At 66.2% G+C, this 14,238-nt stretch carries 10 protein-coding genes; 5 read left to right on the forward strand and 5 right to left on the reverse strand.

Annotation, left to right across the window (positions count from 1 at the left end; translation table 11 throughout):
* Together PKB_RS00780 and uvrD are read right to left on the reverse strand one after the other, a co-directional pair.
* Positions 1–582, reverse strand: coding sequence for a methyltransferase domain-containing protein (locus PKB_RS00780; protein ID WP_084166546.1), 582 nt, complete (start codon positions 580–582; stop codon positions 1–3).
* Between the two features lie 32 nt (positions 583–614).
* A complete protein-coding gene (gene uvrD / locus PKB_RS00785; protein ID WP_043248188.1) occupies positions 615–2,795 on the reverse strand; it encodes a DNA helicase II in 2,181 nt (726 codons plus the stop codon).
* Between the two features lie 176 nt (positions 2,796–2,971).
* Here uvrD and PKB_RS00790 point away from each other — a divergent pair, with 176 nt between their 5' ends.
* From PKB_RS00790 to PKB_RS00800, 3 genes are all read left to right on the forward strand, one after another.
* Complete coding sequence (locus tag PKB_RS00790; RefSeq protein ID WP_052355142.1) at positions 2,972–5,836, forward strand: EAL domain-containing protein; 2,865 nt, start codon at positions 2,972–2,974, stop codon at positions 5,834–5,836.
* 81 nt (positions 5,837–5,917) lie between these two features.
* Positions 5,918–8,113 carry a PA5441 family protein gene (locus PKB_RS00795; RefSeq protein WP_043248190.1) on the forward strand — a complete coding sequence of 732 codons (2,196 nt, stop codon included), beginning with the start codon at positions 5,918–5,920 and terminating at the stop codon, positions 8,111–8,113.
* Positions 8,114–8,120: 7 nt separating this feature from the next.
* Complete coding sequence (locus PKB_RS00800; RefSeq protein WP_043248192.1) at positions 8,121–8,843, forward strand: DUF3142 domain-containing protein; 723 nt, start codon at positions 8,121–8,123, stop codon at positions 8,841–8,843.
* Between the two features lie 107 nt (positions 8,844–8,950).
* On the opposite strand, the gene trhP is transcribed toward PKB_RS00800, so the two are convergent.
* Both trhP and zwf read right to left on the reverse strand, forming a co-directional pair.
* Positions 8,951–10,306 (reverse strand): prephenate-dependent tRNA uridine(34) hydroxylase TrhP, encoded by a 1,356-nt coding sequence (gene trhP, locus PKB_RS00805; protein WP_043248194.1) that lies wholly within the window; start codon positions 10,304–10,306, stop codon positions 8,951–8,953.
* Between the two features lie 192 nt (positions 10,307–10,498).
* The gene (gene zwf, locus PKB_RS00810; protein WP_043248196.1) at positions 10,499–11,965 is read right to left on the reverse strand and encodes a glucose-6-phosphate dehydrogenase; all 1,467 of its coding nucleotides are present in this window, start codon (positions 11,963–11,965) and stop codon (positions 10,499–10,501) included.
* 107 nt (positions 11,966–12,072) lie between these two features.
* Here zwf and hexR point away from each other — a divergent pair, with 107 nt between their 5' ends.
* Both hexR and PKB_RS00820 read left to right on the forward strand, forming a co-directional pair.
* Positions 12,073–12,957, forward strand: coding sequence for a transcriptional regulator HexR (gene hexR / locus PKB_RS00815; protein ID WP_043248198.1), 885 nt, complete (start codon positions 12,073–12,075; stop codon positions 12,955–12,957).
* 112 nt (positions 12,958–13,069) lie between these two features.
* Positions 13,070–13,282, forward strand: coding sequence for a PA3496 family putative envelope integrity protein (locus PKB_RS00820; protein ID WP_043248200.1), 213 nt, complete (start codon positions 13,070–13,072; stop codon positions 13,280–13,282).
* Here PKB_RS00820 and PKB_RS00825 read toward each other — a convergent pair.
* Positions 13,236–14,171, reverse strand: coding sequence for a LysR family transcriptional regulator (locus tag PKB_RS00825; protein ID WP_156958106.1), 936 nt, complete (start codon positions 14,169–14,171; stop codon positions 13,236–13,238). The two genes, PKB_RS00820 and PKB_RS00825, sit on opposite strands and share 47 nt — an antisense overlap.
* Positions 14,172–14,238 lie beyond the last annotated feature (67 nt).

Consider the following 14,238-nt stretch of genomic DNA (forward strand, 5'->3'; position numbering starts at 1 on the left):
TCAGGCGTTAGCCAGCTTACGGTGTACGCAGTTGCAGAAGTGCTGCCACTTTCGATAGCGCTCCTCATACGCCGTCATGTCCGGTTGGTGTCCCTTGAAGCTGACGCCAACGATGGTATGCGGCATTTCTTCGCGCAGGCCGTGATAGCCGACGTGGCTCAAGTCGAATGATTTCAGTAGCGAGCGGAAGCCTTCGGGCGTAAAACGCCAGTAATCGTTCGGATAGCCGTGGATGGGGAAATCCATCACCGAACTCATGATCAGCGTGCCGCCGGGTTTGAGGATGCGGAGCACCTCGCTGATGGCCTGGCGCGGGTACTCGACGTGTTCGAGGGTGTCCATCAGTACCACGGTGCCGGCTACCGCATCGGGTAAGTCGATCTGGTGCAGGTTGAGCACCTTGTCGACGCCGGGGCCAGGACGCATGTCGCAGCCGACGTACTCGCGCCCCGGGAACAGACTCCGCAAATCTTCCAGCTCAGGATTGTCGTGCACCTGCAGGGCGCCGAACTCGAAGATTGGCTCGGTCAGGGGCAGAGTTTCTGCAGCCAGCTGAACGAAGCGACGAATGTCCTTACGCATAGAGCGATGTCCTTGTCTTTGTTGTTATCGAATCAGACGGCTTCCAACTTCGCATACCCCAGCATCAGCCACTTGCTGCCTTCGCTGTCGAAGTTGACCTGCACCCGGGCCTGGGCGCCGGAGCCTTCGAAGTTGAGGATCACGCCGTCGCCGAACAGCGGGTGGCGGACGGTCTGGCCGAGGGAGAAGGGGGTGTCGGGGACGCCGGCGCCGCTGAACAGGTTGCCGCTGCGCTGGTTGCCCGACAGCGGGCGGCTGACCGAGTTGGACAGGCGCACTTCCTGGATCAGGCTCGGCGGGATTTCGCGGACGAAGCGCGAGACCTTGTTGTAGGTCTCGCTGCCGTAGAGGCGGCGGGTTTCCGCGTAGGTCATCACCAGGCGTTGCATGGCGCGGGTGATGCCGACGTAGGCGAGGCGGCGTTCCTCTTCCAGGCGGCCGGGCTCTTCCAGGCTCATCTTGTGCGGGAACAGGCCTTCTTCCATGCCGGCGAGGAACACCAGCGGGAATTCCAGGCCCTTGGCGCTGTGCAGGGTCATCAGCTGCACGCTGTCCTCGAAGGCGTCGGCCTGGGTGTCGCCGGACTCCAGTGCGGTGTGGTCGAGGAAGGCCACCAGCGGCGGCACGTCCTCTTCGTCCGGCGTCTCGAAGGCGCGGGCGGCGCTGACCAGTTCTTCCAGGTTTTCTACCCGGGCCTGGCCTTTCTCGCCTTTCTCTTCCTTGTGGTAGGTGATCAGCCCGGACTCCTCAATGACCGTCTGGGTCATCAGGTGCAGCGGCATCTCTTCGACTTTCTGCGCCAGCAGGTCGACGGTTTCGAGGAAGCCGTTGAGCGCGCTGGCGGCGCGGCCGGCCACGGCCTTGGCGGCGATCACGTCATTGATTGCACGCCACATGGAGGTGCCGTTCAGGCGCGCGGCGTTGCGGATGGCCTCGACCGTCTTCTCGCCAATCCCGCGTGGCGGGATGTTGATCACTCGCTCCAGCGCGGCGTCGTCGTCGCGCAGGCGGATCAGACGCAGGTAGGCGAGGGCGTTCTTGATCTCGGCGCGCTCGAAGAAGCGTTGGCCGCCGTAGATGCGGTAGGGAATCTTCTCGCGCAGCAGCGCCTCTTCCAGCACCCGCGACTGGGCGTTGGAGCGGTAGAGGATGGCGATTTCGCTGCGCTTGAGGCCGTCCTTGCGCAGGGCGTCCTCGATGCTCTCGACGATGTAGCGGGCTTCGTCGTGTTCGTTGAAGCCGGCGTAGAGGGTAATTGGGTCGCCATCGACTCCGTCGGTCCAGAGTTCCTTGCCCAGGCGCCCCTGGTTGTTGGCGATCAGGGCGTTGGCGGCCTTGAGGATGGTGCCGGTGGAGCGGTAGTTCTGCTCCAGGCGGATGTCCGCGGTGCCGGCGAAGTCGTCGGCGAAGTGCTGGATGTTCTCGATCTTCGCACCGCGCCAGCCGTAGATCGACTGGTCGTCGTCGCCCACCACCATCAGGCTTTCGCCGCCCTTGGCGAGGAAGCGCAGCCAGGCGTACTGCACGGCGTTGGTGTCCTGGAACTCGTCGACCAGGATGTGCCGGAAGCGTCGTTGGTAGTGCGCCAGCAGGCCCGGGTTGTTGCGCCACAGGTCCAGCGAGCGCAGCAGCAGCTCGGCGAAGTCGACCACGCCGGCGCGCGCGCAGGCCTCTTCGTAAGCCTCGTAGACCTTGACCATGGTCGCCAGGTAGAGGTCGCCGCTGGCCTGAATGTTCTGCGGCCGGTTGCCCTCGTCCTTCTGCCCGTTGATGAACCACTGCGCCTGGCGCGGCGGCCAGCGCTGCTCGTCCAGGCCCAGCTCGCGGACCACGCGCTTGACGATGCGCAGCTGGTCGTCGCTGTCGAGGATCTGGAAGTTCTCCGGCAGCCCGGCCTCCTGCCAGTGCGCGCGCAGCAGGCGGTGCGCCAGGCCGTGGAAGGTGCCGACCCACATGCCGGCCGGGCTTATGCCCAGCAGCTGCTCGATGCGCGCGCGCATCTCCGCCGCGGCCTTGTTGGTGAAGGTCACCGCCAGGATGCTGTGCGGCGAGGCGTGCTCGACCTGGATCAGCCAGGCGATCCGATGCACCAGCACGCGGGTCTTGCCGGAGCCGGCACCAGCCAGCACGCGTTGCTGGCCGAGGGGCGCGGCGACGGCCTGGCGCTGGGGATCGTTGAGGGAGTTGAGCAGGAGGGAGAGGTCGTCATTCATGGTCGGGCATTCTACCGATGGCGGCGAAAGCCGGGCAAACTCAGGCGCCATTCGGTGACGCCCGACAAAAGTTCGGTAACTTGCTGGCAAAATGCTCATTTTTCGCCCTTGGGCGACCCCCGAGCCTCGGTTATGCTCCGCCGACGCTAGGCAGCACACTACAAGAATAATCGCCTATGACCGCATACCTAGACACGCCGGCGGTGCCGTTCAGCCACACGGACATCCGCCAGCAATACGCCCGCGAGATCGCCATCGAGCGAACTCGGCTGCTGTACCAGGGCTCGCGCGTGCCGACCCTGCTCATGCTGCTCAACGGCCTGGCCCTGGCCGGACTGCTGTGGGACCGCCAAGGCGCGCTGCTGCTCAGCGGCTGGCTGGTCTGGCTGGTAGTGCTGGCTGTTCTGCGACTGATCCAGGTTTCCGCCTTCCATACCGCGAGCGAAGAACGCCAGGCCGATCCGCACTGGCTGCGCGCCTTCCTGTTCGGCGCCGGTGCCTCCGGCCTGACCTTGGCCTTCGCCGCCATCGTGCTTGTTCCGGCCGACGCCTTCCTGCAACAGGCGCTAGTCTTCGGCCTGATCGCCGCGGCGATCCTCTCCGCGAGCGTCGCCTACGCGGTGAGCCTGCCGGCCTTCCTGACCTTCTCCCTGCCATGCCTGTTGCCGGCCATCGGTTATCTGCTGCTGCGGGGAAATGGCTTGCAGCAGGGCTGGGGCTTGCTCGGGGTGATCCTGCTGTCGGCCCTGCTGGTGGTGGCCTGGCAGATCAACCGACTGGTCCAGGGCAGCCTGTTGCGGCGCTTCCAGACCCTGGCGCTGGTCGACCACCTGGAGCAGGCCAAGGGCCGCACCGAGCGGCTCAACGCCGACCTGGGTCGCGAAGTCGAGCAACGCCGCAGCGCCGAGCGTGCCCTGCGCAGTGCGCGCGACCTGCTGCAAGCGCGGGTCGAGGCCGGCACCCTCGAGCTGAGCGACAGCCAGGCGCGCCTGGCCCTGGCGCTGGAAGCCAGCGAGTTGGGCCTGTGGGACTGGAACCTGGAAACCGACGAGGTGCACCACTCGCGCCTGGAAGAAATCTTCGGGATCAGCCAGGACGAGGTGCGCAGCGTGCGCGCCGACCTGCGTCCGCGCCTGCATCCGGACGACGTGCCGCTGCTGCGCCGGGCCCTGGTCAACCACCTCAAGGGCCGCAGCGACGGCTATTGCATCGAGTACCGGGTGCGCCATGCCGACGGCCACTGGGTCTGGGTCGAGGACCGTGGCCGGGTCATGCAGCGCGATGCCCGCGGCAAGGTCACGCGGATGGTCGGCACCCGCTGCGACATCAGCGCGCGCAAGCGTCGCGAAGAAGAGCAGCGGCTGGCGGCAACCGTGTTCGAGGCGGCCAGCGAGGGCATCGTCATCCTCGATCCGGAATACCGCCTGCTGGCGGTCAACCAGGCGTTCAGCCGGGTCACCGGGCACCGAGCGGAAGACGTCATCGGCAAATTCGCGGCGCGCCTCTCAGGCAATACCGATACCCTGCGCCAGTACCTGCAGATCCGCGAGGAGCTGGAAGAGGTCGGCAGCTGGCAGGGCGAGCTGCTGGAAACCCGCAAGAACGGCGAGATCTACCCGCAGTGGCTGCAACTCAACGTGGTGCGCGACAACCGCGGCCAGGTGGCGCATGTGGTGGGCTTCTTCGCCGATCTCACGGCGCGCCGCGACGCCGAGGAACGCCTGCGCTACCTGTCGCACTACGACGAACTGACCGGGCTGGCCAATCGCGGGCTGTTCAAGCAGCGCCTGCACGATGCCGGGCAACGCGCGCGGCAGAACGGCCGCAGCCTGGCCCTGCTGCTGATCGACATGGACCGCTTCAAGCTGCTCAACGACAGCCTCGGCCACGAGGTCGGCGACCAGTTGCTGCGCCAGATCGCCCGGCGCCTGACGCAGACGGTGCCCGAAGCCGATACCATCGCCCGGCTGTCCGCCGACGAATTCGCCGTGCTGATCGACTCCTACTCCAGCCTCTCGGCGCTGGCGCGGCTGTCCAGTCGCCTGCTGACCAGCCTGCGCATGCCGATGAGCGCGGGCGGCCAGGAGCTGGTGGTCAGCGCCTCGCTGGGTATCAGCCTGCTGCCGGAGAACGCGCGGGAGATTTCCGCGCTGATGAGCCAGGCGAACATGGCCATGCAGCATTCCAAGCACCTGGGCGGCAACACCTTCCAGTTCTTCACCGACAACCTGCAGGCGAGCACCGTGGAGCGCCTGCAGATGGAAGTGCAGCTGCGCAAGGCGATCGAGGAAGGGCAGCTCGAGGTGTACTACCAGCCCAAGCTGAACCTGGCCAACGAGCGCCTGGACAGCGCCGAGGCGCTGGTGCGCTGGCGCCATCCGCAGCTGGGCATGGTGCCGCCGGGCGAGTTCATCGCCCTGGCCGAGGAAACCGGGTTGATCGGCGCCATCGGCGAGTTCGTCCTGCGCCGCGCCTGCCGCCAGCTGCGTGACTGGCAGGCGCAGGGAATGGGCGATCTGCGGGTATCGGTGAACCTTTCGGTGCACCAGCTTCGCCAGGGCAACCTGATCAGCCTGGTGCGTACCGTGCTCGACGAAACCGGCCTGGCCCCGCAGTGGCTGGAGCTGGAGCTGACCGAAAGCCAGCTGCTGGAAAACGTCGAGAGCGTCTGCGCGACCTTCCGCCAGCTGCGCGAGATGGGCGTGAAGCTGGCCATCGACGACTTCGGCACCGGCTATTCCTCGCTCAGCTACCTCAAGCGCTTCCCGGTGGACTACGTGAAGATCGACCAGACCTTCATCCGCGACCTTTCGGCGCAGGGCGAGGACGCGGCCATCACCCGCGCCATCATCGCCATGGTCCACAGCCTGGAGCTGAAGGTGGTGGCCGAGGGCGTGGAACGCCAGGAGCAGCTGGATTTCCTGCGCCAGCACCAGTGCGACGAGATCCAGGGCTACCTGATCAGCGTGCCGCTGGCGGCCAGCGCCTTTGCGGAATTTCTCCGGCGCGTGCCGCTGGGCGACGTGCAGCACGCGCATTGAGCGGGCCTGGCGCGGTAAGATCCTGTCCTTTCGAGCTCGACCGACCCGCGCACCGCGCGGCCCCAGGACAAAGGATCTTGCATGCGCCCGTACGGATTGCCCCTCCTGGCACTGACGCTGAGTGTGCTCATCGCACAGCAGGCACAGGCCAGCAGCGACGACTCCTGCTACCCCAGCTGGAACCTCAAACGCGACACCCTGGACATCTGCAACAGCGTGCCCTTCCTCAGTCCGGGCAACGACAGCCGGGTCAACCTGCAACTGCTGCTGGCCGATGACGGCCGCGCCAGCCTGCCGCAACGCGCTCCAAGCGACGACGAGCAGCAGCTCGGCTATGGCCAGGTGCCGTTCCCGCTGAGCCGGCTGTTCGACGATGCCCCCGCCGCCGACGGCGCTGCCGATGCGGCCGTCGTGGCCAAGCCGGCCGCGCCGCTGGCTGAACTGGCCGCTCGCCTGGGCTTGCCAGCCGATGCCGTACCGGCGGACAGCGAACGCTTCGCCAATGGCGAAGGCAGTCGCTGCCGCAGCAACAACCCGCTGACCGCGCAGGAATTCCTGGCGCAGCTGCTGGCCGTCGACATGCCGGCGAACGAGCGCCAGGCACTGGGCCGCGCCCGCCTGGACCTGCTGCAGGGCTGCCAGTGGGACGAAACCCAGCTCGGCAGCTTGCTGCCGGGCGATGTGCAGTCGCCAGCGGGGCGCGATTTCGCTGGCTACCTGCAGGGCATCGGCGCCTTCTATAGCGGCCGCTTCGCGCCGGCGCGTCAGCAATTCCAGGCACTGCTCGACAGCCAGCAGCCCTGGCTGCGCGAGACGGCCCGCTACATGCTCGGTCGCAACCAGCTGAACCAGGCGCAGCAGAACGCTTTCGACGAGTGGGGCTACCCCGACTTGCGCAAGGTCGACCAGGGTGCGCTCAAGGTCGCAGAGAGCGACTTCAAGGGCTACCTGGAGGCTTATCCACAGGGCCGCTACGCCGCTTCGGCGAAAGGCCTGATGCGCCGTGTCTACTGGCTGCTGAACGACCAGCAGCGCCTGGCCGGCGCCTATTCCGAACTGTTCGCCCAGCCGGAAGTGGCCGATAGCAGTGCCGACCTGGCCCCGCTGATCGCCGAGGTGGACAACAAGTTGCTGGTCAGCGCGCATCCGGCGGACGTTCGCGCGCCGCGCCTGCTCGCAGTGCTAGACCTGATGCAGATGCGCCACCACGACGCCGGCGAAAGCCGCGCCCTCGACTGGGCCGGGTTGCAGGCGCAAAAGCCGCTGTTCGCCGATGTTCCAGGGTTGCACGACTACCTGCTGGCGGCCTGGCAGCTGTACGTCGAGAACGCACCGGACAAGGCGGCTGCCCAGCTGCCGCAGAATCCGCCGGACAAGCTCGACTACCTCGCCTTCAGCCAGCAGACCCTGCGCGGTTTCGCCCTGGAGGCCGGCAATGACTGGCTCGGCGCGGAGAAGCTATGGCTGCAGCTGCTGCCCCTGGCACACCAGCCCCTGCAGCGCGAACAGCTGGAGCTGGCGCTGGCCTACAACTACGAACGCAGCGACCGCCTGGTGAAGGTGTATGCCGAGCAATCGCCAGTGCGCACCCCGGCTATCCGCGAACTGCTGTTGCGGCACATCGCCGGCCCCGAGTTGCTGCGCCAGCAGGTGAAGTCGGAAACCGCCCCGGCGGAAGAACGCGATACCGCGCTCTTTACCCTGCTCTACAAGGACCTGCTGCACGGCCATTACGCGAATTTCGTCAACGATCTCGCCTTGCTGCCGCCGGAGCCATCGACCAAGCCGCTGGGTGCCAGCCTGGGCGTTCTTTATGGCAACGGCGTGCCGCTGACACTGTTCCAGTGGAGCGGCGGCAAAGGCACTTCGGGCTACGACTGCCCCCCGCTGCGTGACCTCGCCGTAGCCTTGCAGCAGAGCCCGCAGACGCCGCAGGCGCTGAACTGCTTCGGCGAGTTCATCCTGCGCAACAATCTCGACGGCTTCGCGCTGGACAGCCAGCCCCGTTCGCACGAACTCGGCGGCAGCCAGACGCAGTTCGAAGGGCCGCTGTACTCGCGCCTGGACGGCTACCTGAAGGTGATCGACGACGCGCAGGCCGTCGGCGACGACAAGGCCTACGCGCTGTATCGCGCAATCAACTGCTATGCACCCAGCGGCTACAACGGCTGCGGCAAGCAGGACATCCCGCCGGCGCAGCGCAAGCGCTGGTTCCGCGAGCTGAAGACCCAGCACGCCGACACGGCCTGGGCCAAGTCGCTGAAGTACTACTGGTAAGGCGCCGATGGATCGGGCCTGGAGAGCGCTGGCGCTGGGCCTGCTGATGCTGGGGGGCGGCCGTGTTGGTGCCGCGACTGTCGATGCCGCCGACTACGACGCCTTCTGGTTGTGGGGCGGCGTTTCGGCGCAGCCGGTACTGCGCCAGGCGCGCACCCTCTATGTATTGCAGGGGCAGGTCAGTGCGCCGCGCGGCGCACCGGACCAGCCCGCGCACCTGCATGCCCAGGGCATTGCCGTTCCGCGGCTGAAGCAGGGCGAAGTCTGGGTGGTCTACCGCGCCCACAGCCTGCGCTGGAGCGCGGAAAGCTACGCGACCCTGCTGGCGCAATTGCGGCGCTGGCGTGAGGCGGGCAATCCGGTGGTCGGTGTGCAGATCGATTTCGATGCAAGAACCCGCTATCTCGCCGAATATGCCGGCTTCCTCGGTGACTTTCGCCGCCGTTTACCAGCTGACTACCGCTTGAGCATCACCGGCCTGCTGGACTGGAGCAGCAACGCAGAACCGGCCGCCATCGACCAGCTAAAGGGCGTGGTGGATGAAGTGGTGGTGCAGACCTACCAGGGCCGCCGGACCATCCCCGACTACGAGCGCTACCTGCCGCGCGTGGCTCGCCTGCAGCTGCCGTTCCGCATTGGCCTGGCGCAATACGGGGAATGGCAGGCACCGGACTACCTGGCACGCAGCCCCTGGTTCAGGGGCTACGTGGTGTTTCTGCAGAACCCCTGACGCACAGCTCTTCGTAGGAGCGAGCTTGCTCGCGAACGGTGTTCAGCCTTGCTCCGGTTCGCGAGCAAGAGCTAGGCGCCCCCTCGCTCCTACAAAAGCCAAAGCATTCAGCCGCCGCATTTCCCGCAGGAGCCGCTGCATCCCTTCTTGGCCTGGGGTTCGTGCAGGTCGCGCATCAGCAGTGCGTGGCTCAGGTCCAGCTCGGCAGGCAGCGGCAGGGAGACCACATGACCGTCTCCGGGGGCCACGGCGATGGCCTCTCCCTTGGCGTTCTCCAGGCGCTGCAGGCGCAGTGTGTGATTGCCGGACGGGGTCATCAGCTCGAGGCTGTCGCCGACCGCGAAGCGGTTCTTCACGCGCACTTCGGCCAGGTCGCCGCGCCATTGGCCGGTGAATTCGCCGACGAACTGCTGGCGCTCGGAGCGCGAGCTGCCGTGCTGGTAGTTCTGGTACTCGTCGTGCACGTGGCGACGCAGGAAGCCTTCGGTGTAGCCCCGGTGGGCGAGGGACTCCAGCTCGCTCATCAGGCCGCGGTCGAAGGGGCGACCAGCCACGGCATCGTCGATGGCCCGGCGATAGGCCTGCGCAGTCCGCGCTACATAGAAGTGCGACTTGGTGCGGCCTTCAATCTTCAGCGAATGCACGCCCATCTCCGCCAGCCGCTGCACATGCTGGATCGCACGCAGGTCCTTGGAATTCATGATGTAGGTGCCGTGCTCGTCCTCGAATGCGGCCATCAGCTCGCCGGGACGGTTGCCTTCTTCCAGCAGGAACACCTCGTTGGTGGGCGCGCCTTGGCCCAGGGTCGGTTCGCGCACCAGTTGGCCGAGTTCGTCCTCGTTTGCCGGGTGGGCCTGGTATTCCCAGCGGCAGGCATTGGTGCAGGTGCCCTGGTTGGGGTCGCGGCGGTTGATGTAGCCGGAGAGCAGGCAGCGCCCGGAGTAGGCCATGCACAACGCGCCGTGAACGAAGACTTCCAGCTCCATGTCCGGGACCTTCTCGCGGATCTCGCCGATCTCCTCCAGCGACAGCTCGCGGGAGAGGATCACGCGGCTCAGGCCCTGGTCGCGCCAGAAGGCCACGCTGGCCCAGTTGACGGCGTTGGCCTGCACCGAAAGATGAATGTTGGCGGTGGGGAAATGCTGGCGAACCAGCATGATCATGCCGGGATCGGACATGATCAGTGCGTCTGGCCCGAGTGCGAGCACCGGCTCCAGGTCGGCCAGGAAGGTCTTCAGCTTGGCGTTGTGCGGGGCGATGTTCACCACCAGGTAGAAGCGCTTGCCCAGGGCGTGGGCTTCGGCGATGCCGATGGCGAGGTTGGCCAGGTCGAATTCGTTGTTGCGCACCCGCAGGCTGTAGCGCGGTTGCCCGGCATAGACGGCGTCGGCGCCGTAGGCGAAGGCGTGGCGCATGGCTTTCAGCGAGCCGGCGGGGGAGAGCAGTTCGGGGGCTTGGAGCATGATGGCGCGGCACTTGTGGATAAAGTGCCGCACTCTAGCGGCGACGCTGCGGGCGGGTGCTGAGCCGGATCAATGTTGCGGTGGAATGCCGCAGACGAAGTGCTTTTCGTAGGAGCGAGCTTGCTCGCGAACGCTCGGGTGCGCCGAAGGTTCGCGAGCAAGCTCGCTCCTACAAGTAGATGACGGACGCGATTACTCCAGCCAGCGGCGCCCCTGCAACTCCAGCAGCATCTGCGCCTGTTCCGGGCCGTCGCTGCCGGCGGGGTAGTTGCGCGGGCGCTGGTAGTACTCCTGCCAGCCGGCGATGATCGGGTCGACCCAGCGCCAGGCTGCCTCCACTTCGTCGCGCCGCATGAACAGGGTCGAATCGCCCTCGATCACGTCCAGCAGCAGGCGCTCGTAGGCGTCCCAGCGGCGCTTGCCACGGCTGGCCTGGGCGAGGTTGAGGTCGAGCTCCACCGGTTCCAGTTGCATGCCCCGGCCGGGAGTCTTGGCCATCAATTGCAGGCTGATGCGTTCTTCCGGCTGCAGCCTTATCCACAGGCGGTTGGCGGGGCCTGTGCCGTCGCCGATCAGGTCGTGGGGCACCGGCTTGAACTGGATGACGATCTCCGAGCGCTTCTTCGCCATGCGCTTGCCGGTGCGCAAGTAGAAGGGCACGCCGGACCAGCGCCAGTTGTCGATGTCGGCGCGCAGGGCGACGAAGGTTTCGGTGTCGCTGTCGTTGTCCACCTGCTTCTCGAACCAGTAGGCCGGTACTTCCTGCCCGCCGATGTGCCCGGCGCCGTATTGGCCGCGCACGGTGCGGTCCTGCACGTCTTGCCCGGCGATCGGTCGCAGCGCGTGGAGAATCTTCAGCTTCTCGTCGCGCACCGACTCGGCGTCGAAATGCACCGGCACTTCCATGGTCAGCAGGCAGAGCAGCTGCAGCAGGTGGTTCTGCACCATGTCGCGCATTGCCCCGGCGTGGTCGTAGTAGGCGCCACGGTTCTCCACGCCGAGCGTCTCGTTGACGCTGATCTGCACGTGGTCGATGTAGGCGCTGCGCCACAGCGGCTCGAACAGGGTGTTGGCGAAGCGCAGGGCGAGCAGGTTCTGCACCGTCTCCTTGCCCAGGTAGTGGTCGATGCGGAATACCCGCGACTCGTCGAAGACCGCGCCTATCGCCTGGTTGATCGCCTGAGCGGATTCCAGCGAATGGCCCAGCGGTTTCTCCAGCACGATGCGCGCCTGCGGGCCGGCCAGGCCGGCGAGCTTGAGATGCTGCGCGATGGGCGCGAACAGGTCCGGCGCGGTGGCCAGGTAGTGCACCAGGACGCGCTCGGCGCTGTGTTTCAGGCGCTGGCGCAGGCGGCCGAAGTCGGCGCTCTGCGAGGCATCCATGGCGAGGTAGTCGAGGCGCGCGGCGAAGCTCTGCCAGTCGGCGGCGTCGAACTCGGCGCGCGCCACCTGCGCCCGGCAATGCCGCTCGGCCAACGCCAGGTACTGCTCCGGAGTGCGGGCGCTGCGGGCCAGGGCGAGGATGCGGGTGTCGGCCGGCAGGCGATTTTCGCGATGCAGGTGATAGAGCGCCGGCAGCAGCTTGTGCAGGGCGAGATCGCCCGTGCCGCCGAAGACCAGGATGTCGCACGATAGGGGAAAATCAGATTTTTCAGACATCTTCGGGAACTGCTCCGCCACTTATTGCCTGGGCGTGACCGCCTGATTTGTAGTATAACTACAGGCTTACTACATCCCAGCCGCCGATCATAGCCGAGTCCAGCCCAGTGAACCTGTTGCAGCACATTGCCCAGTCGCGTCATCTGCTTCGCAAGTCGGAACTCAAGGTCGCCGACCACGTGATGCAGGACCCTGCCTCTGTCATGCACAGCTCCATGGCGGACCTCGCCCACGGCGTCGGCGTCAGCGAGCCGACCATCGTGCGCTTCTGCCGCGCCATCGGCTGCTCGGGCTTCCAGGACCTCAAGCTGAAGCTCGCGCAGAGCCTGGCCGCCGGCGCCAGCTTCGGGCAGTTCGCGATCAACGAGAACGACTCGGTCACCGACTTCAGCCTGAAGATCTTCGACACCACGCTGCACTCGTTGATGGAAGTGCGCGAGAAGCTCGACACCCACGCCCTGGAGCGCGCCATCGCCGCCATCGCCCATGCCCAGCGCGTGGAGTTCTACGGCTTCGGTGCTTCCGGTGCGGTGGCTGCGGATGCCCAGCACAAGTTCTTCCGCCTGCTGCTCTCGGCAGCGGCCTATTCCGACCCGCATATGCAGGCGATGTCGGCGGTGACCCTCAAGCCTTCCGACGTGGCCATCTGCATCTCGCAGTCCGGCCGCTCCAAGGACCTGCTGGTGACCGCCAACCTGGTCCGCGAGGCTGGTGCCACGCTGATCACCCTGTGCCCGAGCCAGACTCCGCTGGCCGACCTCGCCACCGTCAACCTGGCAGTCGACGTCCACGAGGACACCGACATCTACACCCCGCTGACCTCGCGTATCGCCCACCTGGTGGTGATCGACGTGCTGGCCATGGGCGTGGCCATGGCGCGCGGTCCGGACCTGGTCAACCACCTCAAGAGCGTCAAGCGCAGCCTGCGCAGCCTGCGGCTGTCGCCCAAGGTCGTGAAGAGCCACGAGGAGCGCCCGGAAGAGGCGTCCTGATCCGGCGCCGACCGCTGGTCGGCGTCACCGGCTGTTCACTGCCGCGTCCTCGAACTGTCATGCACTGGCACCATGCTGGCGTCTCCAGCCCTTCGGCTTTGGGAGATGCGAGATGCAACGCCATATCGACGATACCCAGCTCCTGGATAGCAAGACCCGCCGCAAGCTCGAGGATCAGCGCCGCATGCAGTTCCGCCGCGCGATCGAAGAGCGCCTCGAATCGCAGCGACTTGATCGCGAATTTTCCGATTATCCCGACCTGATCGCCGTGAACTACCTCAAGTCGGCGAAGGGTTCGGCGAGAAGCGCTCGGCCAGCTGGCTGATCAGCGCACGCTCTTCCCGAATGAAGCCGACGAACGCCTGAGCCACCGGGCTCAGGCGTTTGCCGCGTGCGTGCACCAGACACCAGCTGCGGTACAGCGGCAGCTCTTCCACGGGCAGCTCGCGCAGCAGCCCGGAGCGGATTTCGCGGCTCACCGCATGGCGCGGCAGCAGCGCCAGGCCAAGGCCGGCCAGAACCCCTTCGCGGGAGCCTTCCAACGAAGCGAATTCCAGCGTGTGCGGGAAGTGCGCGCGCTTCTGCTGGAAGTGTTCCTCGCAGGCCTTGCGGGTTCCCGAACCGGGTTCGCGGACCAGCAGCGGCCAGGGCTCCAGGTCCTTCAGCGACAGCTTGGCGGCGCTGCACAGCGGGTGGTCCGGCGGCGCTACCGCGACTATCGGGTTGTTCAGGAAGGGCAGGAATTCCAGCGCCATGTCCTGCGGCACCAGGGACATGATCACCAGGTCGTCGCGGTTGTCCGAGAGGCGCTTGATCACCTGCGCGCGGTTCACCACCGTCAGGTGCAGGCTGACGTCCGGGTGCTGCGCCTGGAAGGCAGCGAACAGGTGCGGGGTGATGTACTTGGCGCTGGACTCCACCGCCAGGCGCAATTGGCCCTGCAGCGAGCCCTTGAGGTCGGAAAGCTGCATGTCGAGCACTTCCAGGCGCTGGAAGATGTCGTTGCTGGCGCGCAGCAGGGCGTCGGCGGCGTCCGTCTGGTAGAGCTTCTTGCCGATGTATTCGAACAGCGGCTGGCCGACCAGCTCTTCCAGCTGGCGAATCTGCAGGCTGACCGCCGGTTGGGTCAGCGCCATTTCCTCGGCAGCGCGACTGTAGGAACGGCTTTCGCACACTGCACGAAACACCTGCATCTGACGAAGTGTCATGCGCATCAATGACTTACGCATTTCCAGCAGCTCCCCGAAGGATAGTTCTGACTGAATATAAGTCAAAAGTTAT

Source organism: Pseudomonas knackmussii B13, assembly GCF_000689415.1.
GTDB classification, from domain to species: Bacteria; Pseudomonadota; Gammaproteobacteria; order Pseudomonadales; family Pseudomonadaceae; genus Pseudomonas; species Pseudomonas knackmussii.